The 24792-nt window shown below is 62.5% G+C and carries 26 protein-coding genes and 1 tRNA gene; 17 read left to right on the top strand and 10 right to left on the bottom strand.

The annotated features are described in order from the left end of the window. The 3 genes from OCK01_RS23005 (at position 1) to OCK01_RS22995 (ending at position 5427) form a co-directional block, all read left to right on the top strand. Positions 1 to 2247, top strand: coding sequence for a glycoside hydrolase family 2 TIM barrel-domain containing protein (locus OCK01_RS23005; RefSeq protein ID WP_263825990.1), 2247 nt, complete (start codon positions 1 to 3; stop codon positions 2245 to 2247). A 10-nt stretch (positions 2248 to 2257) separates the two neighbouring features. Then, positions 2258 to 3343, top strand: coding sequence for an ABC transporter ATP-binding protein (locus OCK01_RS23000; RefSeq protein WP_263825989.1), 1086 nt, complete (start codon positions 2258 to 2260; stop codon positions 3341 to 3343). An 80-nt stretch (positions 3344 to 3423) separates the two neighbouring features. Beyond that, complete coding sequence (locus OCK01_RS22995) at positions 3424 to 5427, top strand: aldo/keto reductase (RefSeq protein ID WP_263825988.1); 2004 nt, start codon at positions 3424 to 3426, stop codon at positions 5425 to 5427. Positions 5428 to 5458: 31 nt separating this feature from the next. On the opposite strand, the gene OCK01_RS22990 is transcribed toward OCK01_RS22995, so the two are convergent. The 3 genes from OCK01_RS22990 to OCK01_RS22980 all read right to left on the bottom strand — a co-directional run bounded on the left by OCK01_RS22990 (position 5459) and on the right by OCK01_RS22980 (position 7399). Then, positions 5459 to 6535 carry an AbrB family transcriptional regulator gene (locus tag OCK01_RS22990; RefSeq protein ID WP_263825987.1) on the bottom strand — a complete coding sequence of 359 codons (1077 nt, stop codon included), beginning with the start codon at positions 6533 to 6535 and terminating at the stop codon, positions 5459 to 5461. Positions 6536 to 6607: 72 nt separating this feature from the next. Next, positions 6608 to 7198 (bottom strand): IMPACT family protein, encoded by a 591-nt coding sequence (locus tag OCK01_RS22985; protein WP_263825986.1) that lies wholly within the window; start codon positions 7196 to 7198, stop codon positions 6608 to 6610. 111 nt (positions 7199 to 7309) lie between these two features. Continuing rightward, a tRNA-Ser gene (locus OCK01_RS22980) sits at positions 7310 to 7399 on the bottom strand. A 210-nt stretch (positions 7400 to 7609) separates the two neighbouring features. Here OCK01_RS22980 and OCK01_RS22975 point away from each other — a divergent pair. The 3 genes from OCK01_RS22975 (at position 7610) to OCK01_RS22965 (ending at position 9932) form a co-directional block, all read left to right on the top strand. Then, on the top strand, positions 7610 to 7990 hold the full coding sequence (locus OCK01_RS22975) for a hypothetical protein (protein WP_263825985.1): 381 nt from the start codon (positions 7610 to 7612) through the stop codon (positions 7988 to 7990). A 73-nt stretch (positions 7991 to 8063) separates the two neighbouring features. Continuing rightward, complete coding sequence (gene msrA, locus OCK01_RS22970) at positions 8064 to 8711, top strand: peptide-methionine (S)-S-oxide reductase MsrA (protein WP_263825984.1); 648 nt, start codon at positions 8064 to 8066, stop codon at positions 8709 to 8711. Positions 8712 to 8936: 225 nt separating this feature from the next. After that, the gene (locus OCK01_RS22965) at positions 8937 to 9932 is read left to right on the top strand and encodes a BMP family lipoprotein (protein WP_263825983.1); all 996 of its coding nucleotides are present in this window, start codon (positions 8937 to 8939) and stop codon (positions 9930 to 9932) included. Positions 9933 to 10022: 90 nt separating this feature from the next. Here OCK01_RS22965 and OCK01_RS22960 read toward each other — a convergent pair whose 3' ends face one another. Beyond that, positions 10023 to 10238: a SlyX family protein gene (locus OCK01_RS22960; RefSeq protein ID WP_182827867.1), complete on the bottom strand. Its 216-nt coding sequence runs from the start codon at positions 10236 to 10238 to the stop codon at positions 10023 to 10025. A gap of 113 nt (positions 10239 to 10351) precedes the next feature. Here OCK01_RS22960 and OCK01_RS22955 point away from each other — a divergent pair, with 113 nt between their 5' ends. From OCK01_RS22955 to deoA, 5 genes are read left to right on the top strand one after another with little or no spacing between them, the layout of a single operon-like run. Continuing rightward, positions 10352 to 11887 carry an ABC transporter ATP-binding protein gene (locus OCK01_RS22955; RefSeq protein WP_263825982.1) on the top strand — a complete coding sequence of 512 codons (1536 nt, stop codon included), beginning with the start codon at positions 10352 to 10354 and terminating at the stop codon, positions 11885 to 11887. Beyond that, positions 11884 to 13017 carry an ABC transporter permease gene (locus OCK01_RS22950; RefSeq protein ID WP_263825981.1) on the top strand — a complete coding sequence of 378 codons (1134 nt, stop codon included), beginning with the start codon at positions 11884 to 11886 and terminating at the stop codon, positions 13015 to 13017. The genes OCK01_RS22955 and OCK01_RS22950 overlap by 4 nt, the downstream gene beginning before the upstream one ends. A 2-nt stretch (positions 13018 to 13019) precedes the next feature. Next, positions 13020 to 13991 carry an ABC transporter permease gene (locus tag OCK01_RS22945; protein WP_263825980.1) on the top strand — a complete coding sequence of 324 codons (972 nt, stop codon included), beginning with the start codon at positions 13020 to 13022 and terminating at the stop codon, positions 13989 to 13991. Between the two features lies 1 nt (position 13992). Continuing rightward, on the top strand, positions 13993 to 14388 hold the full coding sequence (locus OCK01_RS22940; protein ID WP_263825979.1) for a cytidine deaminase: 396 nt from the start codon (positions 13993 to 13995) through the stop codon (positions 14386 to 14388). 14 nt (positions 14389 to 14402) lie between these two features. Continuing rightward, on the top strand, positions 14403 to 15713 hold the full coding sequence (deoA, locus tag OCK01_RS22935; RefSeq protein WP_263825978.1) for a thymidine phosphorylase: 1311 nt from the start codon (positions 14403 to 14405) through the stop codon (positions 15711 to 15713). Here deoA and OCK01_RS22930 read toward each other — a convergent pair. The 6 genes from OCK01_RS22930 to OCK01_RS22905 all read right to left on the bottom strand — a co-directional run bounded on the left by OCK01_RS22930 (position 15706) and on the right by OCK01_RS22905 (position 20114). Next, positions 15706 to 16209 carry a TIGR02281 family clan AA aspartic protease gene (locus OCK01_RS22930; RefSeq protein WP_263825977.1) on the bottom strand — a complete coding sequence of 168 codons (504 nt, stop codon included), beginning with the start codon at positions 16207 to 16209 and terminating at the stop codon, positions 15706 to 15708. The genes deoA and OCK01_RS22930 overlap by 8 nt on opposite strands. Positions 16210 to 16340: 131 nt before the next feature. Then, positions 16341 to 16970 (bottom strand): uracil phosphoribosyltransferase, encoded by a 630-nt coding sequence (gene upp / locus OCK01_RS22925; RefSeq protein ID WP_263825976.1) that lies wholly within the window; start codon positions 16968 to 16970, stop codon positions 16341 to 16343. A 125-nt stretch (positions 16971 to 17095) separates the two neighbouring features. Continuing rightward, complete coding sequence (locus tag OCK01_RS22920; RefSeq protein ID WP_263825975.1) at positions 17096 to 18328, bottom strand: phosphopentomutase; 1233 nt, start codon at positions 18326 to 18328, stop codon at positions 17096 to 17098. Positions 18329 to 18402: 74 nt separating this feature from the next. Next, the gene (locus OCK01_RS22915) at positions 18403 to 18984 is read right to left on the bottom strand and encodes a TadE/TadG family type IV pilus assembly protein (RefSeq protein ID WP_263825974.1); all 582 of its coding nucleotides are present in this window, start codon (positions 18982 to 18984) and stop codon (positions 18403 to 18405) included. A gap of 4 nt (positions 18985 to 18988) precedes the next feature. Further along, positions 18989 to 19600 carry a TadE/TadG family type IV pilus assembly protein gene (locus tag OCK01_RS22910; protein WP_263825973.1) on the bottom strand — a complete coding sequence of 204 codons (612 nt, stop codon included), beginning with the start codon at positions 19598 to 19600 and terminating at the stop codon, positions 18989 to 18991. A gap of 112 nt (positions 19601 to 19712) precedes the next feature. Then, positions 19713 to 20114, bottom strand: coding sequence for a pilus assembly protein N-terminal domain-containing protein (locus tag OCK01_RS22905; RefSeq protein WP_263825972.1), 402 nt, complete (start codon positions 20112 to 20114; stop codon positions 19713 to 19715). Positions 20115 to 20419: 305 nt separating this feature from the next. Between OCK01_RS22905 and OCK01_RS22900 the strand changes: the two genes are divergently transcribed. The 6 genes from OCK01_RS22900 (at position 20420) to OCK01_RS22875 (ending at position 24784) form a co-directional block, all read left to right on the top strand. Continuing rightward, positions 20420 to 20590: a Flp family type IVb pilin gene (locus OCK01_RS22900; protein ID WP_182827860.1), complete on the top strand. Its 171-nt coding sequence runs from the start codon at positions 20420 to 20422 to the stop codon at positions 20588 to 20590. Between the two features lie 141 nt (positions 20591 to 20731). Then, a complete protein-coding gene (locus OCK01_RS22895; protein ID WP_182827859.1) occupies positions 20732 to 20914 on the top strand; it encodes a Flp family type IVb pilin in 183 nt (60 codons plus the stop codon). Between the two features lie 33 nt (positions 20915 to 20947). Continuing rightward, a complete protein-coding gene (locus OCK01_RS22890) occupies positions 20948 to 21463 on the top strand; it encodes a prepilin peptidase (RefSeq protein WP_263825971.1) in 516 nt (171 codons plus the stop codon). 570 nt (positions 21464 to 22033) lie between these two features. Continuing rightward, on the top strand, positions 22034 to 22204 hold the full coding sequence (locus OCK01_RS22885; RefSeq protein WP_182827857.1) for a Flp family type IVb pilin: 171 nt from the start codon (positions 22034 to 22036) through the stop codon (positions 22202 to 22204). 202 nt (positions 22205 to 22406) lie between these two features. Beyond that, a complete protein-coding gene (cpaB, locus tag OCK01_RS22880; protein ID WP_182827856.1) occupies positions 22407 to 23231 on the top strand; it encodes a Flp pilus assembly protein CpaB in 825 nt (274 codons plus the stop codon). A gap of 47 nt (positions 23232 to 23278) precedes the next feature. Then, positions 23279 to 24784, top strand: a complete 1506-nt coding sequence (locus tag OCK01_RS22875) for a type II and III secretion system protein family protein (RefSeq protein WP_182829354.1) — start codon at positions 23279 to 23281, stop codon at positions 24782 to 24784. Positions 24785 to 24792: the final 8 nt, after the last annotated feature.

Raw genomic sequence — 24792 nt, 5'->3', positions numbered from 1 at the left:
ATGCGTAGATACGAGACTTTCAACGGCGGCTGGACCTTCACCGCCGGCTTCGAGCCGGGTTGGGTGAACACCGCGCAGGCGGGCGAGACGGTTCGTCTGCCGCACACCGCCGTCGAGCTGCCCTACAACTATTTCGACGAAACCAGCTATCAGAAGGCCTTCACATATCAGAAGGTCATCGCCTGGGAACCGTCTTTCGAGGGCCGCGAAGTCTCGCTGGTGTTCGACGCCGCCATGGCCGATTCCGTCGTCTATCTGAACGGCCAGGAAATCATCGCGCACAAGGACGGCTATACGCCGTTCGAAGCCCGGCTGACGCCCTATCTCAAGCAGGGCGACAACCTGTTGACGGTCAAGATCGACGGGTCCGAAAACCCGGAGATTCCCCCTTTCGGCGGCATGATCGATTATCTCTGCTATGCCGGCATCTATCGCGACGTCTGGCTGAAGGTGACGAGCCCGGTCGCGATCAAAAACGTCAAGATCGAGACCCCGGACGCCTTGACCGAGATCAAGACGGTGACCGCGAAAATCCAGCTCGCCAACCATCAGGGTCTCGATGCGGCAGGTTCCGCCACCGTGACGATTTCCGACAAGGCCGGCGCGACGATCGCGACCGCCAAGGCTGCGCTTGCAGGCGCTGAAACCCTGGTCGAACTCTCGGGCGTCACAGGCGCCGAGATCTGGGACCTCGACACGCCCGTCCTCTACACGCTGACGGTGGACATCGAGACCGCCTCGGGCAAGGACGCCTATTCCAGCCGCTTCGGCTTCCGCACCGCCGAATATCGCGTCGACGGCTTCTTCCTGAACGGCCGCAACGTCAAGCTTCGCGGTCTGAACCGCCACCAGGCCTGGCCGCATCTCGGCTACGCCATGGGCCGCCGCGGCCAGGAAAAAGACGCCGACATCATGAAATTCGAGCTGCGCTGCAATGTCGTGCGCACCTCGCATTATCCGCAATCCAAGTGGTTCCTCGACCGCTGCGACGAAATCGGCCTGCTGGTGTTCGAGGAAATCCCGGGCTGGCAGCATATCGGCGGCAAGGCCTGGCAGCAGGAATCGATCGAGAATGTCCGTCGCATGATCGAGCGCGACTGGAACCATCCGTCGATCATCATCTGGGGCGTACGCATCAACGAATCCCAGGACAATCACGACTTCTATCTCGAGACCAACCGCCTCGCCCATGAACTCGACACGACCCGACAGACCGGCGGCGTGCGCTTCATCACCAATTCCGAACTGCTCGAAGACGTCTATACGCTGAACGACTTCATCCTCGGCCAGGAAGAAATGCCGGGCAACAATCGCGGCCGCGTCGTGCTGCGCGATCAGTCGGAAACCACGGGCATCACCCATAAAGTGCCCTATATGATCACCGAATATAACGGTCACATGTATCCGACCAAGCGTTTCGACCAGGAGCAGCGCCAGGCCGAACATGTCACCCGCCATCTTCTGGTGCTCGACGCCGCCGCCGGCGATCCGTCCATTTCCGGCTGCACCGGCTGGTGCATGTATGACTACAACACCCACAAGGACTTCGGCGCCGGCGACCGCATCTGCTATCACGGCGTGATGGACATGTATCGCGAACCGAAATTCGCGGCCTATGCCTATGCCTCGCAGGGCGGCCCCGAAACCGGCGCGGTGCTGATGCCGGTCACCTATTGGGCGCGCGGCGAGCGCAATATCGGCGGCGTGCTGCCGCTGATCATCCTGACCAATTGCGATTATGTGGAAATCCAGTTCGGCGAATTCGCGCCCAAGCGCATCCTTCCCGATCGCGACACCTATCCGCATCTGCCGCATCCGCCCGTCGTGGTCGACCTGCGCTCGGTGACCCCTGAGGAATTCGGCACCTGGGGCCGCATCTGGCGCGAAGGCGTGATCACCGGCTATGTCGACGGCAAGGCGGTGAAGACCGTGACGCTGCCGGCCGATCCGATGCCGGCCAGGTTCGAAATCGCCCCCGACGACACCGAACTTCGCGCCGGCGAAAAGGACACCGTCCGCGTGATCCTGCGCGCGCTCGATCAGAACGGCAATATCCTGCCCTTCTTCGACGATCCGGTCGAACTGTCGGTCGAAGGCGCCGGCCGTCTCGTCGGCCCGACGCTCGCCAGTTTCAAGGGCGGCGCGACCGGCCTCTATATCGAAGCCGGAGACGATGCCGGAACCATCACCCTGACCGCCCGCTGCCGTCCGTTCGGCGAGCAGACGGTCACCTTCACCGTAAGCTGAGGCTGAAACCATGGCAGATGTGTCGCTCACCCAGATCCGCAAGACCTTCGGATCGCTTGATGTGATCAAGGGCGTGGATCTGGACATCAGGTCCGGGGAATTCGTGGTCTTCGTCGGCCCGTCGGGCTGCGGCAAGTCCACGCTTCTGCGCATGATCGCTGGCCTCGAGGACATCACCTCGGGCAGCCTGAAGATCGGCGGCGTCGAAATGAACGACGTCGATCCTTCCAAGCGCGGCATCGCCATGGTGTTTCAGACCTATGCGCTCTATCCGCATATGACGGTGCGTGAAAACATGGGTTTCGCGCTCCGTTTCGCCGGCATGGCCAAGGACGAGATCGATCGTCGGGTCGCTGCGGCCGCCAAGATCCTCGAACTCGACGCCCTGATGGACCGCAAGCCCAAGGCGCTCTCGGGCGGCCAGCGCCAGCGCGTGGCGATCGGCCGCGCCATCGTGCGCAATCCGGATGTCTTCCTGTTCGACGAGCCCCTGTCCAACCTCGATGCAGAACTCCGCGTGCATATGCGCGTCGAGATCGCCCGCCTGCACAAGGAGCTCAACGCCACCATCATCTATGTCACGCATGACCAGGTCGAGGCGATGACGCTGGCCGACAAGATCGTCGTGCTGCGCGCGGGCAAGGTGGAGCAGGTGGGAGCGCCGCTCGCGCTCTATGACGATCCCGACAATGTCTTCGTCGCCGGTTTTATCGGCTCGCCGAAGATGAACTTCCTGGCGGCCCATGTGATCTCGGCTGACGGCGGCCGGATCACGGTGGGGCTCGACGACCAGCCGGAGACGCAGGTGACCCTGCCGATCGCCGCCGCGCTCAAGCAGGGCGACAAGGTCACGCTCGGCCTGCGTCCCGAACATTTCCTGAAAGCGGGCGACGGCGACGCGCAACTGACCGTCACCGTCGACGTCACCGAACATCTCGGACACACAAGTTATATTTACGCCCATCTCAGGCCGGGCGAGCAGATCATCATTGAGCATGAAGAGAGCCGTGACAGCCGGGCGGCGGACACGATGACGGTCGGCGTATCGGCAAGGCAAGCGTTTCTATTCGACAGCGCGGGCCAACGGCTGCGTTAATCTTGCCCGGTCTCCCCGACTGGGCTGGACCTTTGACGGCGATTGCACGCCGGCGGGTCTCGATCGGGAGGAGCACGATCATGACGGAAGACAGACTGAGCTGGGGCATCATCGGCCCCGGCACGATAGCGCGCACCTTCGCCGAAGGCGTCGCCCATTCGCGCACCGGCCGCATCGCGGCCATCGGCACGCGCAATCCCGACAAACCGGGCCTCAGCGAGGGATTCCCCGGCGCGCGCATCGTCTCGGGTTATCAGGCGCTGATCGACGATCCCGAGGTCGAGGCCGTCTATATCGCCACGCCGCATCCCTCCCATCCCGAATGGGCGATCAAGGCGATCCGCGCCGGCAAGCATGTGCTGGTCGAGAAACCCTTGGCGCTGACCGCCTTCGACGCCGACGCCGTCTATCACGAGGCGCGCAAGGCCGGCGTCTTCGCCGGCGAAGCCTATATGTATCGGCTGCATCCGCAGACGGCCAAGCTGATCGACCTCATCCGCTCCGGGGTGATCGGTCAGGTCAGGCTGATCAAGTCGAGCTTCGGCTTCGACATGGGCGGCGTTCGGCCAGACCATCGGCTGTTCTCGCAGGCCTCGGCCGGCGGCGGCATTCTCGATGTCGGCGGTTATCCCGTCTCGATGGCGCGACTGATCGCCGGCGCAGTGGAGGGCAGACCCTTCCTCGATCCGGTCAAGGTCACGGGCGCCGCCCGTCTCGGCGAAACCGGCGTCGACGAATGGGCCTCGGCCGTCTTGAAATTCCCCAACGACATCGTCGCCGAAGTCTCCTGCTCGATCATGGCCACTCAGGACAATGTCCTGCGCGTGATCGGCTCGGAGGGCCGGCTGGAGGTCGCCGATTTCTGGTTCGCCGCCGGCCACAAGGGCGGCGTCGGCAAAATAGAACTCTTCCGCAAGGACGGGTCGCATGAGACCATCGAATGCGCCGAAGAACGTTGGCTCTATTCCTTCGAGGCCGATGCGGCCGCAGACGCGATCCGCGCCGGCGAACGCGAATTCCCGGCGCCGGGCATGGGCTGGGCCGATTCGCTCGGCAATCTCCGCGCCATGGACGCCTGGCGCGCCTCGGTGGGGCTCAAATACGAGCTGGAGACGCCGGCGGTCAGGACCAGGAACATCGCGGGCGATGTCGTGAAGGCGGGCCACAAGGTACCCCGGCGCGCCATTCCCGGCCTCGCCAAACAGGCGTCGACGGTGGCGCTGGGCTTCGAGTTCTTTCCGGATTTCGCTTCGGCCTCGCTGACGCTCGACGGCTTCTATGAGGCGGGCGGCAATCTTTTCGACACCGCCTATATCTACGGCAATGGCGCGACCGAAGCTGTTTTCGGCGACTGGCATACGAGCCGGGGCGTCGACCGCGAGGAGATCGTGCTGATCGGCAAGGGCGTGCATTCGCCGCTCTGCTATCCCGACCAGATCGGCAAGCAACTGACCGCGTCGCTCGATCGACTCAAGACGGACTATGTCGACGTCTATTTCATGCATCGCGACAATCCGGATGTGCCGGTGGATGAATTCGTCGACGCCATGGATGCGGAAGCCAGCGCAGGCCGGATCCGCGGCATTTTCGGCGGCTCCAACTGGACGCGCGAGCGCATGGATGCGGCGATCGCTTATGCGGAGAAGAGCGGCAAGCGCGCGCCTGCCGCACTGTCGAACAATTTTTCCCTGGCCGAAATGATCGATCCGATCTGGGCAGGCTGTGTCGCCGCCTCGAATGACGAGTGGAAAGAGTGGCTCGTGAAGACGCAGACGCCGAATTTCGCCTGGTCGAGCCAGGGGCGCGGCTTCTTCACCGATCGCGCCGGCCGCGACAGGTTCGATGACGAGGAAATTGTCCGCTGCTGGTATTCGGAGCGCAATTTCAGTCGTCGCGACCGCGCCTACGAGCTTGCCGCCAAGAAAGGCCGCAGTCCGATCCACATCGCGCTCGCCTATGTCCTGGCCCAGCCTTTCCCGGTCATTCCGCTGATCGGGCCGCGCACGCTCAGTGAGTTGGAAGACAGCCTCTCGGCGCTGGACATCGCGCTGACGCCGGACGAGGTGCGCTGGCTGGAGGCGTAAGGGCGGGCAGGATCAGGCCGGCCCCGCCGTCTCAGGCCGGCCCAGCCGGCCTGTCCAGACCCGACCATTTCACCACCAGCCGCGCCAATGCCGGTCCGGTGACCAGAATGAACAGGAAGCGGGCGAGCTGCATGGCCATGACGAAGGACACGTCGACATCGCTCGAAGCGGAGATGATCGCCACGGTGTCGGCGCCGCCGGGGCTGGTGGCGAGATAGGCCGTCAGAGGATCGACGCCGGCGACCTGCACCAGCACATAGGCGAAACCGCCGCAGATCAGGATCAGCGCCAGGATCGCGGCGATGACGCGCGGCAGCGCCTTCAGCGCATAGACGAGAATCGCGCGGGTGAACCGCCCGCCGATGCCCCAGCCGACGACCGCATAGCTTCCCGCGAGCAGCCACGGCGGCAATTCGATCCGCATCAGCCCGATATCCTGCAGAAGCGCGCCGAGGGCCATCGGAACCAGCATCATCCCGGCCGGGATCTTCGTGACGGCGACGATGACGGCGGAGACCGCGATCAGCACCGCGGTCTGGCCGAGCGGCAGCCAGTCGATCGGCGGAAACCAGACGACCGATTGCGCCGCCCCCGTTTCGCCGATGAACATCCTGGACACCAATGCCGCGGCCAGCGCCACGCAGAGAACGCGCATATATTGCATGATGGCGACGAGCCGCATGTCGGCGCCGAAGCTTTCCGACATGATGGTCATGGCCGAGGCCGCGCCTGGCACAGAACCCCAGATGGCGGTGGAGCCCGGCAGCACCTGCATGCGGGCCAGCATCCAGCCGAAGCCGACGGAAACGGCGATCACCGACACGACGCCGCACAGGAAGATCGGCCAGGCGCGACCGATCTCGATCAGCAGCTCCAGAGGGATGGCCTTGGCCATCAGGCAGCCGATCACGCCCTGTGCGAAAAACGTCGCCTGGTTCGGCACGGACACAGCGCGTCCGGCTGCGGCCAGAATGATTGCGGCGATCATCGGGCCCAACAGCAACGCCGCCGGCAGATGGAAGATTTCAAGTCCGACCACCAGCGCCGAAGAAATCAGAAGGAGAAGCAGCCAGCCCCGCATCACGTTCGGTTTGGACAAAGGCGGCATGTCGATTCCTTCTATAGGACGACGGATCACGGATAGTAATTCGTCGGCTAATTTCTGCGCTATGCGCCTGGCTCAGTCGTCCGCTTTGTCCAAAGACAGCCGTCCGCTGGTGAGATCCACGAGCATTCGGATGAGCGCGTCCGCCTGATCGGCGGGCAATAGGCACCGAACACACACGCCCTCGGCGCCGAATTCCTCCGACAGGACGGTTGCGCCCTCTATGCGCTCCAGCCGCGATTTTATCAATCCGTGATCTGAAAAGACGAGGCGCAGCCCGGTTTCCACCTGCGGCGTGAGCCGGATTTTCTCCGCCGTTCGCAGGCACTCCGCCGCCGAGCCGCCATAGGCCCGCATCAATCCGCCTGAGCCGAGCAGCACGCCGCCGAAGAAGCGCGTCACCACAACCGCCACGCCATCGATGTCCTGCCCGTCGATCGCCTGCAGGATCGGCTTCCCAGCCGTGCCCGAGGGTTCGCCGTCGTCACTGAAGCGATAGATCTGGCCGATGCGATAGGCCCAGCAATTGTGATGGGCCGCCGCGTCGCTCTCGGCTGCGATAAACGCCTTGGCCGCCGCCTCATCGGTGACGGGCGCGGCGGCGATGATGAAGCGGCTCTTCTTGATCTCGACGGCGTGGCGCGCTACGGTCGTGATGGTCTGCATGGCGGATCCCGGGGTCAGTCTCGCCCAGTCATAGAAACAACCGCCGCCGCTGCCAAAGGAAAAAGCGCATTGCGCTGCGGTCGGGTGCATGAGGGGAAGCAGAGTAGGAAATGGCGGACAGAGAGGGATTCGAACCCTCGGTACGCTTTCACGTACACACGCGTTCCAGGCGTGCGCCTTCAACCGCTCGGCCACCTGTCCTTCACCCCGGGGGGCGTCGCGAAGCGCTTGATATGGACCGGTTTTGTCCGGCGCGTCGTTCGGGCGCGATCTATACCGATGCTGTGGCGATAATCAACCCTTCATGACAGAATTTTGATGCGGAAAATGAAGGCGATGGCCCGGCGGCATTGAAAGTCGGGGGGCGCACCGCTACTTCTTGGGCTTGACGCGTACAGCGTCTCCAGAGAGATGGCCCGGGCGCGCCGCGGCCTCGTGCAGAAAGGACCGGGTGGCGGCATGCTGCTGGTGTTGCGATTCGTCAGTATGGTGTTGCTCGCCTGCGCGGTGTTCGCGGGCGTCGTCGACGCCATCCAGTCGGTCGCGGCCAATGGCGTGGTGATCACATCGCTCGGCAACGCCCTGTTCGGGCTTTATCCCGATGTGGTGCTGGAAGCCGAGCTTTATGTGCAGTCGCACATGTCCGATTTTATCTGGGACGACGTGATCGCCTGGATTTTGACCCAGCCCGCCTTCGTGGTGCTTCTCTGCCTGTCGCTGATTCTCTATCTCGCCGCCTATCGCAGCCCCGTCGCGGCGGCGAAACTGCCGGCCCGCCGCCGGTTCGGCTGATCGGCGCGCCGAGACGTGGCGACTGCCGGCGCTGGCGCCGCTTTCGATGTTTCGAACAAGGAAAGGATAGACCATGTTCCTGATCGACATGTTCAACAAGAAGACCGTGATGCCCGATGCCGCGCACGCCCTGCCGGGGCGCGAAACGGAGTTGCCGACGGCCGAGACGCATTTCGTCAATGGGCGGCCGCTCAAAGGCCCCTATCCGGAAGGGACCGAACAGATCCTGCTGGGCCTCGGCTGCTTCTGGGGCGCCGAACGCCTGTTCTGGAAGACGCCGGGCGTTCATGTGACCGCGGTCGGCTATTCCGGCGGCTTCACCCGCAATCCGACTTATCAGGAAACCACGACCGGGCTGACCGGTCATACGGAAGTGGTGCTGGTGGTCTATGATCCCAGGATCGTGACGCTCGAAAGCCTGTTGAAACTGTTCTTCGAGGAGCATGACCCGACCCAGGGCATGCGTCAGGGCAACGACATCGGCACCACCTATCGCTCGGCGATCTATGTCTATACCGACGAACAGAAGCGGGTCGCCGAGGCGATGCGCGACGCCTATCAGGCCTCGCTCGACCGCGCCGGCCGCAAGACGCGCATCACCACCGAGATCATGGACGCCGGCCCCTTCTATTTCGCCGAAGACTATCACCAGCAATATCTCGCCAAGAATCCCGGCGGTTATTGTGGATTGAAGGGCACGGGCGTCGCCTGCATCGCCTAGCATAGATCCGTTCCTAAAGGGGCCACCCCACTGTTTTCGCTTATGAAAACAGTGGGGTGGCCCGATTTTTACCAACTGAAAAATTTTTGGTGAATTTTTCCCCTAGCCATGCAAGGATGCTCCGCGCTCGTCCTCGAGAGGGAAAGAGGCAGGGCCGTTAGTTGAGAGCCGTTAGAGGGGTCTCCGGCTAATTCCGCAAAACTGTGAGGCAACAGGGAAAGAACAATGAAAAAAATCCTTTTGACACTGATGGCGACGGCGTCGATGGCCGCATCCGCTTTCGCCGCCGATGTGAAGCCGGCAATCATCTACGATCTGGGCGGCAAGTTCGACAAGTCGTTCAACGAAGCCGCCTATAACGGCGCAGAAAAGTTCAAGGCCGACACCGGCATCGCCTATCGCGAATTCGAAATCGCCAACGACGCCCAGCGCGAACAGGCGCTGCGCAAGTTCGCCGGCGACGGCAACAACCCGATCGTCGTGGCCGGCTTCTCCTGGGCCGCAGCCCTCGAAAAGGTCGCGGGCGAATATCCCGACACCAAATTCGCCATCATCGACATGGTCGTGACGGGCAAGCCGAACGTGAAGTCGATCGTCTTCAAGGAACAGGAAGGCTCCTACCTCGTCGGCGTGCTCGCAGGCATGGCGGCGAAGTCCGGCAAGGTCGGCTTCGTCGGCGGCATGGACATTCCGCTGATCCACAAATTCGCCTGCGGCTATGTCGGCGGCGTGAAGTCGGTCAACAAGGACGCCGAAGTGTTCCAGGCCTATACCGGCTCTGATCCGAGCGCCTGGAACGACCCGGTCAAGGGCGGCGAAATCGCCAAGTCGCAGATCGCCCAGGGCGCTGACGTGGTCTACCACGCCGCCGGCGGAACCGGCGTCGGCGTTCTCCAAGCCGCCGCGGAAGCCGGCAAGCTCGGCATCGGCGTCGACTCCAACCAGAACGGCATGCAGCCGGGCAAGGTTCTCACCTCGATGCTGAAGCGCGTCGACGTCGCCGTCTACAATTCGTTCAACGACGTGAAGACCGACAAGTTCGTCGCCGACATTCAGAACCTCGGCCTCAAGGAAGACGGCGTCGGCGCCGCGATGGACGACAACAACAAGCCGCTCATCACCGCCGAAATGACCGCAGCCCTCGACAAGGCCAAGGCGGACATCATCTCGGGCGCCGTTCAGGTGCACGATTACATGTCCGACGAGAAGTGCCCCTATTGATCGGCTGAACGCATGAGAGACCCGTCCTGGCGTAAGCCAGGGCGGTTCTTTTTTTGGGAAGAAAACCCTGCGGATGAACGGGGCGAACAATCAATAATGGGGTGGCTTGGCGATGCCCGGCGCTTCGAGCGCGGCGTCCTCGAGCGCGCGGAACTGCTCGGTGAGCCGTTCCACGCGGAATTGAAGCTGGTCGATGATTTTCCACTGCCCGGCGATCTGTCCGGACAGATCCTCGATCATGCGGCTCTGATGCGCGATTGTTTCCTCGAGCAGCGTCACGCGGGCCGAAAGGTCTTCGTCGCTCATGGCGTTTTCTCCGTCGCTGGCTGGCGAAAGCCGCTGGACAGGCGTCCCAAACCTCAACACTATCCGTCCAGAAAGCCGCGCCCTGTTGGCCGGCCGTTCCGATATGGGCTGTCATGAGCGAACTTGCAATTGAACTCAAGGGCATCGACAAGAGTTTCGGCCCCGTCCACGCCAACAAGAACATCGACCTCAAGGTCCGCAAGGGCGCCATCCACGGCATCATCGGGGAAAACGGCGCCGGCAAATCCACATTGATGTCGATCCTCTACGGCTTCTACCAGGCCGACAAGGGCGAAATCCACATCGACGGCCAGAAGGCCCATATCAAGGATCCGAACGCGGCGATTTCCGCCGGCATCGGCATGGTCCACCAGCATTTCATGCTGGTGGAAAATTTCACCGTGCTCGAGAACATCATGCTCGGCGCCGAGGATTCGCCTATTCTCAACAAGGGCATCGCCAAGGCGCGCGCCGAGCTGAAGCGGCTCGAGCAGGAATATGAGATGGAGGTCGACCCCGACGCCACGATCGAGGAATTGCCGGTCGGCATCCAGCAGCGCGTCGAAATCCTCAAAGCCCTGTTCCGCGGCGCCGAAATCCTCATTCTCGACGAACCGACGGGCGTGTTGACGCCGGCCGAGGCCGATCACCTGTTCCGGATCCTCGCCCAGCTCAAGGAACAGGGAAAGACGATCCTGCTGATCACCCACAAACTGCGCGAGATCATGGCGATCACCGACGAAGTGTCGGTGATGCGGCGCGGCGAGATCGTCGCGACCCGCACGACCGCAGAGACGACGGTGGAGGAACTCGCAGAACTGATGGTCGGCCGCCGGGTTCTGCTGCGCGTGGAAAAAGGCGAGGCCAATCCCTCGGGCGTCAAGCTGTCGGTGCGCAATCTCACCGTCAGGGACAGCCGCGGCGTGACCATGGTCGACGACGTCTCCTTCGATGTGCGCGCCGGCGAAATCGTCGGCATCGCCGGGGTCGCCGGCAACGGCCAGTCGGAGCTCATGGAAGCCATCGCCGGCATGCGCCGCGCGCTGACCGGCAGGGTCGAACTCAACGGCAAGCCGGTCGACGTGACGGGCCATGGCGACCCGGCCGACCTGCGTCGCCGCGGTCTCGCGCATGTGTCGGAAGACCGCCATCACACCGGTCTGGTGCTGAAGTTCGAGGAGGCGGAAAACGCCATTCTCGGCTATCACAACGCGCCGCAATACACCAAGGGCTGGCTGCTCGATGTTGATGCGATCCGCAAGGACGCCGAGGCCAAGATTGCCCAATACGACATCCGTCCGCCCAATCCACGTCTCAAGACCGCCAATTTCTCGGGCGGCAACCAGCAGAAGATCGTGCTGGCGCGCGAGATGGAGCAGAATCCCGACGTGCTGGTCATCGGCCAGCCGACGCGCGGCGTCGATGTCGGCGCGATCGAATTCATCCATCGCCGCATCATCGAAATGCGCGACGCCGGCAAGGCCATCCTGCTGGTCTCGGTCGAACTCGACGAGATCCGCTCGCTGTCGGACCGCATACTGGTGATGTTCGCCGGCCGCGTCGTGGGCGAACGCAGCCCGGATGCGCCGGAAGGGGAAATCGGCCTGCTGATGGCGGGCGTGGAAGACAAGAAGGAGGCAGCCGAATGAGCGCGCCCTTTGCCAAGCTGCCGAATTGGGCCGAATATGGCCTGATCCCGCTGCTCAATCTCATCGCGGCCTTCCTGATTTCGGGCCTCGTCGTGCTGTTCGTCGGCGAAAATCCGCTGCGCGCCGCCGAACTGATGATCACCGGGGCCTTCGGCTCCGGCGAAGGTGTCGGCTACACGCTGTTTTACGCCACCAACTTCATCTTTGCGGGTCTCGCCGTGGCGGTCGCGGCCCATGCCGGCCTGTTCAATATCGGCGTCGAGGGCCAGGCCTATATCGGCGGCATCGGCGTGGCTGCCGCCTGCCTGATGTTCGATTCCACGCTTCCCTGGTATGTGGTGTTCCCGCTCGCCATCGTCGGCAGCATCGCCACCGGCGCGCTCTGGTCGCTGGTGCCGGCCTGGCTGCAGGCCTATCGCGGCAGCCACATCGTCATCACCACGATCATGTTCAACTATATGGCCAACAGCCTGATGCTGTGGATGCTGATCAACGTCTTCAAGCCCTTCGGCTCGATGGCGATCCAGTCGCGCACCTTCGAGGCCGGCGGGCAATTGCCGAAGCTCGATTGGCTGCTGGCGATCTTCGGCCTCGACAATCGCAATTCGCCGTTCAACCTCAGCTTCCTGCTGGCGCTTCTCGCCTGTTACCTGGTCTGGTTGCTGATCTGGCGCACGCGGCTCGGCTATGAAATGCGCACGCTCGGCCACAGCGCCGGCGCGGCGCGTTACGCCGGCATCTCCGAGAAGAAGATCATCATCGTCACCATGCTGATTTCGGGCGCGCTGGCCGGATTGCTCGCGATCAATTCGATCATGGGCGACCAGTTCCGCATTCAGCAGGAATTCGTCGCCGGCGCCGGCTTCGTCGGCATCGCCGTGGCGCTGATGGGCCGGTCGCATCCGGTCGGCATCATTCTCGCCTCGATCCTGTTCGGCATGCTCTATCAGGGCGGCGCCGAGATCGCCTTCGAGATGCCCAACATCTCGCGCGACATGATCGTCATCATCCAGGGTCTGGTCATCCTGTTCGCCGGCGCGCTGGAGCATCTGTTCCGCCCCGCCGTGACGATGACCTTCGCCCGCATGCGCCGCGGCGGCGCGCCCACCACCGAAGCTGCTGGAGGCTGATCATGGAAAATATCGATTGGTGGGTCTCTGTCCTCCAGGGCACGATCCGCATGTCCGTGCCGTTGATCCTGACCGCGCTTGCCGGCCTCTATGCCGAACGCTCCGGCGTCGTCGATATCGGCCTCGAAGGTAAGCTGCTGGCGGCCGCCTTCGCCGGCGCATCCGGCGCCGCGGTCACCGGCTCGGCCGTGCTCGGCATCGCTTCGGCCATCCTCTGCGCGGTGGCGTTTTCGGCCGTGCATGGCTACGCCTCGATCTCCCAGCGCGGCAATCAGGTCGTCTCGGGAACGGCGATCAACTTCGTCGCCATGGGCGCGACGGTGATCATCGGCCAGGCCTGGTTCAACATGGCAGGCCGCACGCCCTCGCTCTCGGGCGACGCAAAACTGCAGACGGTGCAATTGCCGCTCGCCGCCGAGATCGGTCAGATTCCGGTCATCGGCGTCTTCTACGAGCGCATCCTGTCAGGCCACCACCTGCTCACTTATTTCGCCTTCGCGATGATCCCGTTGACCTGGTGGATCCTCTATCGGACCCGCTTCGGCCTGCGCCTGCGCGCCGTGGGTGAAAATCCGGGCGCGGTGGATACGGCCGGCATCTCCGTGGCGCGACTGCGCTACATGGCGGTGCTGCTGGGCGGCGTCTTCGTCGGCCTCGCCGGCGCGTTTCTGTCGATGGCCGTCAGCGGCGGTTTCACCAAAGGCATGTCGGCCGGCAAGGGCTTCATCGCGCTCGCGGCGCTGGTCTTCGCCAACTGGAAGCCGAAGAACATCCTGCTCACCTGCCTGCTGTTCGGATTCCTGGAGTCGCTGTCCATCGCCATGCAGGGCCAGCCGGTGCCGTTGATCGGAGAGATCCCCGTGCAGCTCTGGACGGCGCTGCCCTATATCCTCACCGTCGTGCTGCTCGCGGGCTTCATCGGCAAGGCCATGCCGCCCAAGGCGGCCGGCGTCCCCTATGTGAAGGAGCGCTGAGATGTCGCTGAACCAGCTTTTCGAGGCGGCGAAAGACGCCATGGGCAAATGCTATGCGCCCTATTCCAAATTCCCCGTCGGCGCGGCGATCCGCGCCGAGGACGGCGTCATCTACAAGGGCGCCAATATAGAGAACCTCGCCTTTCCGCAGGGCTGGTGCGCCGAATGCACGGCGATCGGCGCCATGGTGATGGGCGGCGCCAAGAAGATCGTCGAGATCGCCGTGATCGCCGAGAAGATGGCGCTGTGCCCGCCCTGCGGCGGCTGCCGCCAGAAAATCGCCGAATTCGCCGACCGCGACACGCGCATCTATCTCTGTGACGAGACCGGCGTGAGGAAGACGATGACGATGGACGAGCTCCTCCCGTTCAGCTTCGACACCGACGTCATCGGCTGAAGGAGAACGCCCGCATGATCCCGCAGGAAGTGATCCGCGCCAAGCGGAATGGCGAGACGTTGCCGCCCGCCGTCATCTACGATTTCGTCAGCGCGCTTTCGCGCAACGAGATCTCGGAGGGACAGGTGGCGGCCTTCGCCATGGCCGTATGGTTCTCCGGCATGAGCGCCGAGGAGACCGTGGCGCTGACGCTGGCGATGCGGGATTCCGGCGACGTCATGACCTGGCCGGATCTCGAACGGCCGATCGGCGACAAGCATTCGACCGGCGGCGTCGGCGACAATGTCTCGCTGATGCTGGCGCCGATCGTGGCTGCCTGCGGGCTCGCCGTGCCGATGATCTCCGGGCGCGGCCTCGGCCATACCGGCGGCACGCTCGACAAGCTGGAATCGATTCCGGGCTACGACATTTTTCCGGACAAGGAGCGCTTTTCCGCGATCGTGCGGAATGTGGGCTGCGCCATCGTCGGCCAGACCGGTCAGATCGCGCCCGCTGACAAACGCCTCTACGCCATCCGTGACGTCACCGCCACGGTGGATTCCGTGCCGCTGATCACCGGCTCCATCCTATCAAAGAAGCTGGCGGCCGGCCTGCAATCCCTGGTCATGGACGTGAAGACCGGCAACGGCGCCTTCATGCAGAGCATGGAAGAAGCCGAAACGTTGGCGCGCTCGATCGTCGATGTCGCCAATGGCGCGGGCGTTAAGACCTCTGCGCTGATCACCGACATGAACGAGCCGCTCGCCGATTGCGCCGGCAACGCCGTCGAAGTCGCCCATGCCATGGAGTTTCTCGAAGGCGGCAAGTCCGGAACGCGCATCCATCAGGTCGTCATGGCGTTTGCGGCGGAAATGCTGGTCAATGCCGGCCTTGCGGGAGATCTCGTCGAGGCGGAACGGACGGCGGAAGCGGCCCTGTCCTCCGGTCGGGCGATGGAGGTCTTTGGCCGCATGGCGCATGCCCAGGGCGGGCCGATCGATTTCACCACGTCCTGGCGCGCCCGTCTGCCGAAAGCGCCGGTTGTCCGCCCGATTCCAGCCCCGAAATCCGGCTTCGTCGCCTTCTATCGCACCCGAGAGGTCGGCCTGGCGGTGATCGGGCTCGGCGGCGGGCGTCTGAGGCCTGAAGACGCCGTCGACCACCGCACCGGCTTTACGGATATCGCGCCGATTGGAAGAAAGATCATCGCCGGCGAGCCGCTCGCTGTTGTTCATGCCGCGGACGACGCGGCGGCGGCGAGGGGGGCTTCCGCCTTCCTCGATTGCGTGACGATCGCCGACGAGCCGGCTCCGGCTCGGACCGTCCTGATCAAGCGGATCAGTTGACCAGCCGCATTTCGCTATTGTCGGCGGAGTAGGAATCGAGCTTGCGCATGAAGCTCATGCCGATCAGCGGCGAGGCGAGCTTGCGGCCCCTCAGCACCAGCGCATCGACATTGCGCACCTGCACCGTGCCGATTTCAACCGAGCGCAGCTGGATGCGCGCCGCCTTGGCGGGACCGTTGGCGGTGTCGACCTGATAGCGGAAATTCAGTTCGTTGCCGCCATAACCGAGATTGCGGGCGTCTGCCTCGTTGATGGTGACGAAGGTCGCGCCGGTGTCGATCATTGCGTCCAGCGGCTTGCCGTTCAGCCGAAATCGACCCTCGAAATGACCTGAGTCGTTGGATTTCAGCACATAGCTGCGCGACGGAGCGGCGGACGCGCCGATCGGCGCGGTCTCGCCGTCCGAGCTGTGTTTCTTGGCCGGATCGACCATCGCCGGCACGTTGACGGCCACCACGATCACCGAGCACCAGATGAGGAGCGCGCGCCCGATCATAGAATTCTCCCATGCATACAGGAGAATGACGCTAGTGCGGATTTGCTAAGAGATATGTAAAAACAAAGGCGCCGAACGGCGCCTTCCAGGCTTTTTCGAGAAAAGCGTTAAATCCGATTTAAGAAACCCGGTCACTTCGTTCCGTACATGCGGTCGCCGGCGTCGCCGAGACCGGGAACGATATAGCCCTTCTCGTTGAGATGACTGTCGATCGAGGCGGTGTAGACCGGCACATCCGGATGGAAGGCGTGGAAGTTCTTGATGCCTTCCGGCGCCGCCAGCAGACACAGGAAACGGATATTGGTCGCGCCGCGCTCCTTGAGCTTGTCGATCGCGGCGATCGAGGAATTGCCGGTGGCGAGCATCGGGTCGACCACGATCACTAGCCGCTCGTTGATGTCTTCCGGCGACTTGAAGTAATATTCGACCGGCTTCAGCGTTTCATGGTCGCGATAGACGCCGATATGCGACACGCGGGCCGAGGGCACGAGGTCCAGCATGCCTTCGAGCAGGCCGTTGCCGGCGCGCAGGATCGAGGCGAAAACCAACTTCTTGCCTTCGAGGATCGGCGCGGTCATCGGCACGAGCGGCGTTTCGATCTCTTCATAGGTGATCTCGAGGTCGCGGGTGACTTCATAGCAGAGCAGGGTGGAGATCTCGCGCAGCAGGCGGCGGAAGCCGGCGGTCGAGGTTTCCTTCTTGCGCATGATCGTGAGCTTGTGCTGCACGAGCGGATGATTGATGACTGTCACGCCGTCCATGTCGGGATGCCTTTTCTTGTTCTTGTCTGCTGTCGACCGAGTTTTTCCACGATGGCGGCGGCCCCGCAAGCGCCCATTTCGCCTTTGCCTTGTCATCCCCATCAAAGAGGCGGAAATCAGGCGTTTCAGCCTGCAGGGGACCAGAATCCCGTCCCATGCGGGCCGGCTTCGACGCCGAGAATCTGCGCCACCGTCTCGCCGATATCGGCGAAGCTTCTGCGCACGCCGTGCGAGACGGGCCGCACCGAGGGGCCGAACATCAGCGCCGGGACCTGCTCGCGCGTATGATCCGCGCCGCGCCAGGTCGGATCGCAGCCGTGATCGGCAGTGAGGATGGCGACGTCGCCCTGCTTCATGCGCGCGGCGAAATCCGGCAGCCTGTCGTCGAAGGCCTCGAGCGCCGCCGCATAGCCGGCGACATCGCGGCGATGGCCGTAGAGCATGTCGAAATCGACGAAATTGGTGAAGACGAGATCGCCGTCTTCGGCTTTGTCCATCACGTCCAGCGAAGCGTCGAACAGCGCCATATTGCCGTTCGCCTTGGTCAGGGTCGACACGCCCTGATGGGCGAAGATGTCGCCGATCTTGCCGACCGCGTGAACCGAGCGGCCGGCCGCAGTCAGTCGATCGAGCAACGTCGCTTCCGGCGGCAGGACGGAGAAATCGCGTCGATTGCCGGTCCGCTCGAAGGTCTCGGCGCTGTCGCCGAGGAAGGGCCGGGCGATGACGCGGCCGATATTGAGCGGATCGAGAATGCCGCGCACGATTTCCGACAACGCCAGCAGACGGTCGAGCCTGAATGTCTGTTCATGGGCGGCGATCTGAAACACCGAATCCGAAGAGGTGTAGCAGATCGGCTTTCCCGTCCGCATATGCTCCTCGCCGAGACGCGCGATGATGTCGGTGCCCGAAGCGTGGCAATTGCCGAGAATGCCGGGCAGGTCCGCCGCCTGGCAGATCTGCGCGACGAGATCGGGCGAAAAGGCGTCGCCCTGGCTCGGGAAATAACCCCAGTCGAACATGACGGGCGCGCCGGCGATCTCCCAATGGCCCGAGGGCGTATCCTTGCCCTTCGACGTTTCCTGGGCGGCGGCGAAGGCGCCGAGCAGCCGCGGCGCATGGCGCATGCCGGCCGGCAACACGCCATTGGCGGCGACATAGGCGTGCAGGAGGCCGAGGCTGGTCATATGCGGAAGCATCAACGGGCCTTCGCGAAGTCCCGCGCGATCGGCTGCCCCCGCCGCGCAGAATTCGGCGATATGGCCGAGCGTATCCGCCCCGAGATCGCCATATCGTTCTGCGTCCGGCGCGTTTCCGATGCCGAAGGAGTCGAGCACGAAGAGAAAGACGCGGGCCATGCGGATCCTGTGCGGATGAGAATAGTCACGCGACAGTTAAGCGGCGCAGCCGCCCTTGGCAAGTCGACCGCCTGTCAGGAGCAGTCGCTGCAGGGAATTTCGTCGCCCAGGCGCTGCTTGAAGTAGAATTCGCGATGCAGGGTGATGCTCCTCGTCGATCGGTCGAAGGAACCCGCGCTGGTCATGTAAAGCAGGATCTCGTGCGGGGCAGACACTTCGGCCCGGATCAAAAAGCTCGATGGCGTCTTGAGATCGTCCGGCGCATCCACCTCGCTGCCTTTCACATAAGGCGCATCGCCGTCCTGGCTCCACGACCACAGAACGCGCGCGTTGCCAGCGCTGTCGACCGAGACGCCGCTGATCTTGAGCCCTACACCCTCGGCGCTGTCCGGCGCCAGCGTCGCCCGGACGGCATCCATCATGTCTGCGAGCGAAGCTTTACTCACCGAGTTTTGCCGCGCCACCGCATCTGCCACCGTGCTTGCCGCCTTCAGCGCTTTGGTCGAGGCGGTGTAGGCCGTCGTGATTTCGTAGGAGGAGAGATAAAGGGCGATCAGCACCGGCATCAGGAAGGCGAATTCGATGGCGCTGGCGCCGGACCGGTCGCCGACCATGTGGCGAAGATTCAGCGGGCGATGACGCAGGAGGTTTCGCAAGCGCTCATTCATAATCTTCGTTCTCGAAAACCGACGTGGCGACGATGAGGAACTGGGTGGGCCTGGCCTCGCCCGATGGCTTGAGATTGGCGACATAGGGGCGGACGAGATCGGTGATCACGCTCCAGCGATAATAGGCGCGCAACATGTTCTTGCTGTCGGCCCCGCCGGGAGAGAAAGCGAATTCGGTGGTGTCGAGATCCGAATAGGCCGCGCTGGAAATCTTGGGAACATCGAGCGGCATGTCAGAGTAAGATGCGAATTGCCGAACATCGATGTAGAGCTTTGCGGGTGTGGAGGCTTCGGCGTCGTCGCACATATGAAAGACGGCGATTTCATCGCAGAACGCCTGGCGGAATTCCGCTTCGGTCATGTCGGTCGATTTGCCCTGGCCGAATGTGATCTCGCCGGTGCGGATCCTGCGCGCCATCGTGTCGACGGCGTTGTTGACGAGCGTTTCACCCGCAAAGGCGGTGAACGTCTCGAAGATCGCAAACACCAGAATGGCGAACGGCAGGATGAGAATGGCGAATTCGATCGCTGCGGCGCCGTCCGAGGCGCGTCGAAATCCGCCAAAGACGCGCCGCGCCTTCTTCAGAAACCTGTCTCCCAGCATCGGAGCCCTTTGTCGTCGTCATGAACGTCGTGTTACGATAGGCGTTCCGACTTAAATCCGGGTTTTCCGGCCTCGCCAAATTTTAGCGATCTGTTTGAGAGATCCGAAAGGATCAGTTGATCCCGGCCCCGTTCAAAGCCTGATGCTGCTCGCAGGCCGGCGTGCAGGAATAGACGGTGCGCTCGGTCTGCCGGAACAGCCTCAGCGTATTGTCTTCGTCGATCGACACCAGGATCCGTTCGTCGAGCATGGCGTCGCCGGCGGCGTCGAGGAGCACGAGGTTGGTGGTGCCGAATGCCTTTCCGGTGAGCACGATCGTCTTGGCGTCCGCGACCGTCGCATCGGCGACCGCCGCATTGCCGACGATGACCTTGGCGACCGGGCGATCCAGCTTCAGGACCTTCGCATGATTGAGGAAGACCTGCATGAAAGCGTCCTCGGCATGCGCAGCCGACGCGCCCGAAACGACGGCGAGGCAAGATCCGAGCAAAGCGAAGAAGGTCGGCAAACGCATGGGCAGATCCGATCATGGAACGATTTGCAGAAATTATGCGGCGAAAGGGTAAATGGCCGCTTAACGGACGGCGGCGGGTCTCAACAAAAGCAGCCCGGCCCATCCACACAGCGATGCGCAATTATGCCGGAAATGATCGATCCTGAAGATGATCATGCGGGCAACCGTGTCTTTATACGTAATTGCTACGATTTCCGGCGTGGTGTTAACCAAACATCTAAAGCAGAAATCAAGAATATAGGCTTATCTTGCGCCTCCGTCGCCAAAGGGGCGACGGATTTCTGGCACAGTTATGGAGGGTTACTATGTCCCGTCTGCTCAACAAGTTCATGGCGGATGATTCCGGCGCCACCGCTATTGAATATGGCCTCATCGCCGCGCTCATTTCCGTCGCACTCATCACCGGCGCCACTGCGCTCGGAAACTCGCTGAACACCCAGTTCAACACGCTGTCGACCAAGTTGAACGTGACCTAACGGCAGGTCTGCCGGCCAAGGCATGTCGCTGTCGGTTCTTTGTGTCGTCCGCGCAAACCGTGCGCGGCGGCCGGATTAAAGAAAACGTAATCAAGCTGCTCTAGGGTCGCGACAGTTCGTTGGACGTCGGAAGGGAAGCGCATGACAAAGCTGATCGAGAGTTTCCTTACCGATAGGTCCGGCGCGACCGCGGTGGAATATGGCTTGATCGCCGCCATCATCAGCGTTGCGCTTCTGGGTGGTTTCGGCGCCTTCAGCAATCGGCTGAACGGCCAGTTCTACGGCATCAGCAACACGATTGAAAATGCCTGGGCGGGTCAATAACGCTCTTCTTTCACACGGAAAAGGAAAGACGCCATGCTGACAGCTGCGGTTCTAGTGATATTTCCGCTCTGCATGGCGATGGCAGCGACGAACGACTTTTTGTCGATGACCATTCCCAACCGTCTCTCGGTTATTCTGGTCGCATCCTTTCTTCTCATCGCGCCGTTTTCAGGGCTGTCGGTCGTCGATTTCGGATGGCATCTGCTGACGGGCCTCACCGTGTTTGTGGCCGGGTTTGCGCTGTTCGCACTCCGTGTCATGGGCGGGGGCGATGCAAAAATCCTGGCCGCCAGCGCGATCTGGTATGGCTGGACTGCCGCCGCCGTAAATTATTTCGCCTATGTCGGTCTGTTTGGCGGTGTTTTATCGATCGTCGTCCTGCTGCTGCGCGCCAACTCGAATTTAATTATCGCCTCGGGTCTGCCGGTGCCTGCCACGATGATGCAGGCCAACAAGGTCCCCTACGGCATCGCGATCGGCGCTGCAGCCTTCGCGACGTTCCCGCAGTCGCCGATGTTCCAGAGCATCGTTGGCATTTTTCCGGGTTGATCGCCGGGGCTGGCCCGATCACGAGTCCCTTCCTAACTTTCAGGCTGTTCTGTCGCCGTTTCCGCTTCTGGCGTTCGGCGAGACATGTGTGGTTCCTCGTTCTTCAGGCAGGTCGCGACCGCCGTGGTTGAGCCACGGATTTCGGCGCATGACGTGGTCTCCATGACCGGCTCGATCCGCCGGCTCTCTCTCTCGTTGCAATGTGTTAAATTCGCGCGCCGAGTCCCGTTTGTAAACGTCAAGACTGTTTCGCATTCGGACACAGGGCGGTCCTCCGTCGTCCCGCTCGGCGCCGGTGGCGTCCCAGCATAGCGCTTCCCGCCAAGAGAAGCCGATTGCAAAGCCGTGAAATCCAGTGGGTCAAACTATGGTATTTGCGAAAAACAGAAAGCTCGAATTTTACCGGGGCTTTTTTCAAATGATTCACCACAAGAAATAGCATGGCTCACGAAAGTATATTTTAACCTAGTCTGTTAAGGCGGTCGCAATCAGCTGACCGCTAGGGTGTGCTCATCCGATCGACGGAAACAGTTGACGGAAGTGCTGAAGTTCACCCCACAGGAGACAATGATGTCCTCGATTTTTTCTCGCTTCATGAATGACGAGTCTGGCGCCACCGCAATCGAATACGGCCTGATCGCCGCCCTGATCTCCGTCGCCCTCATCACCGGCGCGACCACGCTCGGCAACAAGCTGAACACCCAGTTCAACACGCTGTCGACCAAGCTGAACGTGACCTGATCCTTCCGATCACGTCGATCGCGATCCGAAGAGCCCGCCCCCTCAGGCGGGCTTTTCCATGGGGATTATTCCGCCGTCTTTTTGACGGCTCCTCAGCGGAAACCTTTCGTTTACCGTCTTCGTAACCTTTTCGTTAACTATAATTACACCAATTCCTGATCATTCTGCGGTTGGAAATTCATCCATTCGCAGGGACCTCGGAATGAAACCCGCCCGTTTGATCATTCTCACTGTCGCCGTCGTCGCGGCCGGCGCGGCCGCTTTCATGGCCATGAATTTGAGGCGCGGTGAGACTGTCGTCCAGATGCAGTCCGAAACCGTGATCCAGAAGGAGCCGGTCGTCGACGTGTTGGTCGCCTCGGCCAATCTGCCGATCGGCGCGCGGCTCAACGAAGAGTCGATGAAATGGGTCGGCTGGCCGCAAAACGGCGTCGTCGAAGGCTTCATCACCGTCGAAAAGCGGCCGGATGCGCTGAAGGAGCTCAACGGCGCCATCGTCCGCATGCCGATCTTCGAGGGTGAACCGATCAGGCCGGAAAAGATCGCAGATCCCGCGGGCGCCGTCATGTCGTCGCTGCTGCCCTCGGGCAAACGCGCCGTCGGCACGGAAATCTCGGTGTCGACCAGCGCCGGCGGCTTCATTCTGCCCAACGACCGCGTCGACGTGATCATGGTCAAGAAGTCCGACGAGGGCGCCTATGACACCGAGACCATCCTCAGCAACATCCGCGTCCTGGCCATCGACCAGGAAATCCAGGAAAAGGAAGAGGGCCAAAAGACGGTGGTCGGCACCACCGCCACCCTCGAGCTGACCCCGGACCAGGCCAAGGTCATCGCCGTGGCCCAACAGATGGCCGATCGACTGACGCTCGCCCTCCGCTCTGTCGCCGATGCGCAGGAGCCCGATTCCGTCGTCGCAAAACATCTTCTTTCGGGCGAGGCGGGCGAGGGCTCCGTCCAGGTGATCAAGTCGGGTGTGATCCAGAAGCTCAGCACCAGCCAAGTCCCTGAAAACGACAGCCATTGATCGGGAGCGGAACCGTGAGCGTCACAAACAAGAAAATCCTTCTGCCGATGACCGCCATGCTGAGCTTCTCGCTCGGCTTCGCAGGCATTCCCGGCGCCCCTTACCTGTCGATGCCGGACGCGCTCGCCGCGACGCAATCGATCTACAAGATTTCCCAGGTCGGACCCGGGGTGACCAAGAGCCTGAAGCTCGGCCTCAACAAGGCGATCGTCATCGATTTGCCTGTCGACGCGCATGACATTCTCGTGGCCGATCCCTCCATCGCGGACGCCGTCACCCGGACCTCCACCCGCCTTTACATGTTCGGCAAGACGGTCGGCCAGACCAATGTGTTCATTTTCGGCGCAGGCGGCGAGGAACTGGTGACGATCGATCTCGAGATCGAACGCGACATCTCCACATTGCAGACGCAGCTCAAGCGCTTCCTGCCCGATTCCGACATCCAGGTCGAAATCATCTCCGACAACATCGTTCTCTCCGGCACCGTGCGCACGCCTCAGGACGCCGCCCAGGCGGAACGTCTCGCGCAGATCTTCGTGACGGGCGGTGAAGCGACCACGCGCAACATTTCCGCCAGTTCGACCTCGGCGACCGGCGATTCCTCCGTCGCCCTGTTCAACGAATCGCGCCAGAAATCGCAGATCGTCAACATGTTGACCATCGAGGCCGAGGACCAGGTGACGTTGAAGGTCACGGTGGCCGAAGTCAGCCGCAGCGTCGTCAAGCAGTTGGGCTTCAACACCTCGATCTCCGGCGACAATGGCGGCATCAGCTTCCAGAACCCGACCAATCTCGGCGGCTCCATCAACTGGCGCGCGGCCGCGAGCGCCACGGGCTCCATCGGCGCCCTGGATCTTTCGACCTATGTCAACGCCATGGAGCAGGCCGGCGTCATGCGCACGCTCGCCGAGCCGAGCCTGACCGCGATCTCGGGCGAAGCGGCGAGATTCTATGTCGGCGGCGACTTCCGCATCGCCTCAAGCCAGGACATCGACGAAGACGGCGGCGTGTCGCGCGAATATTCGTCCGTCGAATACGGCATCCGCCTGAACTTCAAGCCGGTCGTTCTGTCGCCCGGCCGCATTTCGCTCAAGGTCGAAACCGAAGTGTCCGAACCGACTTTCGAGGGGGCGGCCTCCATGGCGACGCGCGAGAACGTTCCCGGCTTGACCTATCTCGGCATTCGCAAGCGCGAGGCGTCGACCACCGTGGAACTTCCGTCCGGCGGCTCCATCGTCATCGGCGGCCTGGTGCGCGACGAAGTCCGCCAGGCCATGTCCGGCAACCCGGCCCTCGCGCAGATCCCGATCCTGGGCACGCTGTTCCGCTCGCGCGATTTCCAGCGCAACGCCACCGAACTGGTCATCATCGCGACGCCCTATCTCGTGCGCCCCGTCGAGCGGTCCAAGCTGGCGCGCCCCGACGACAACCTCGTGCCGGAGGGCGATGTCGCCATGTATTTCCTCAATCGCGTCAACAAGGTCTACGGCCTGCGCGAAACCACCAAGACTCCCGGCCGCTACAACGGCGCCGTCGGCTACATCTACAAGTAAGGATTGCG

Origin of the sequence: Rhizobium sp. TRM95796 (assembly GCF_025779995.1) — a bacterium.
Taxonomy (GTDB): Bacteria; Pseudomonadota; Alphaproteobacteria; order Rhizobiales; family Rhizobiaceae; genus Rhizobium_E.
This window is presented reverse-complemented; position numbering and strand designations above follow the sequence as displayed.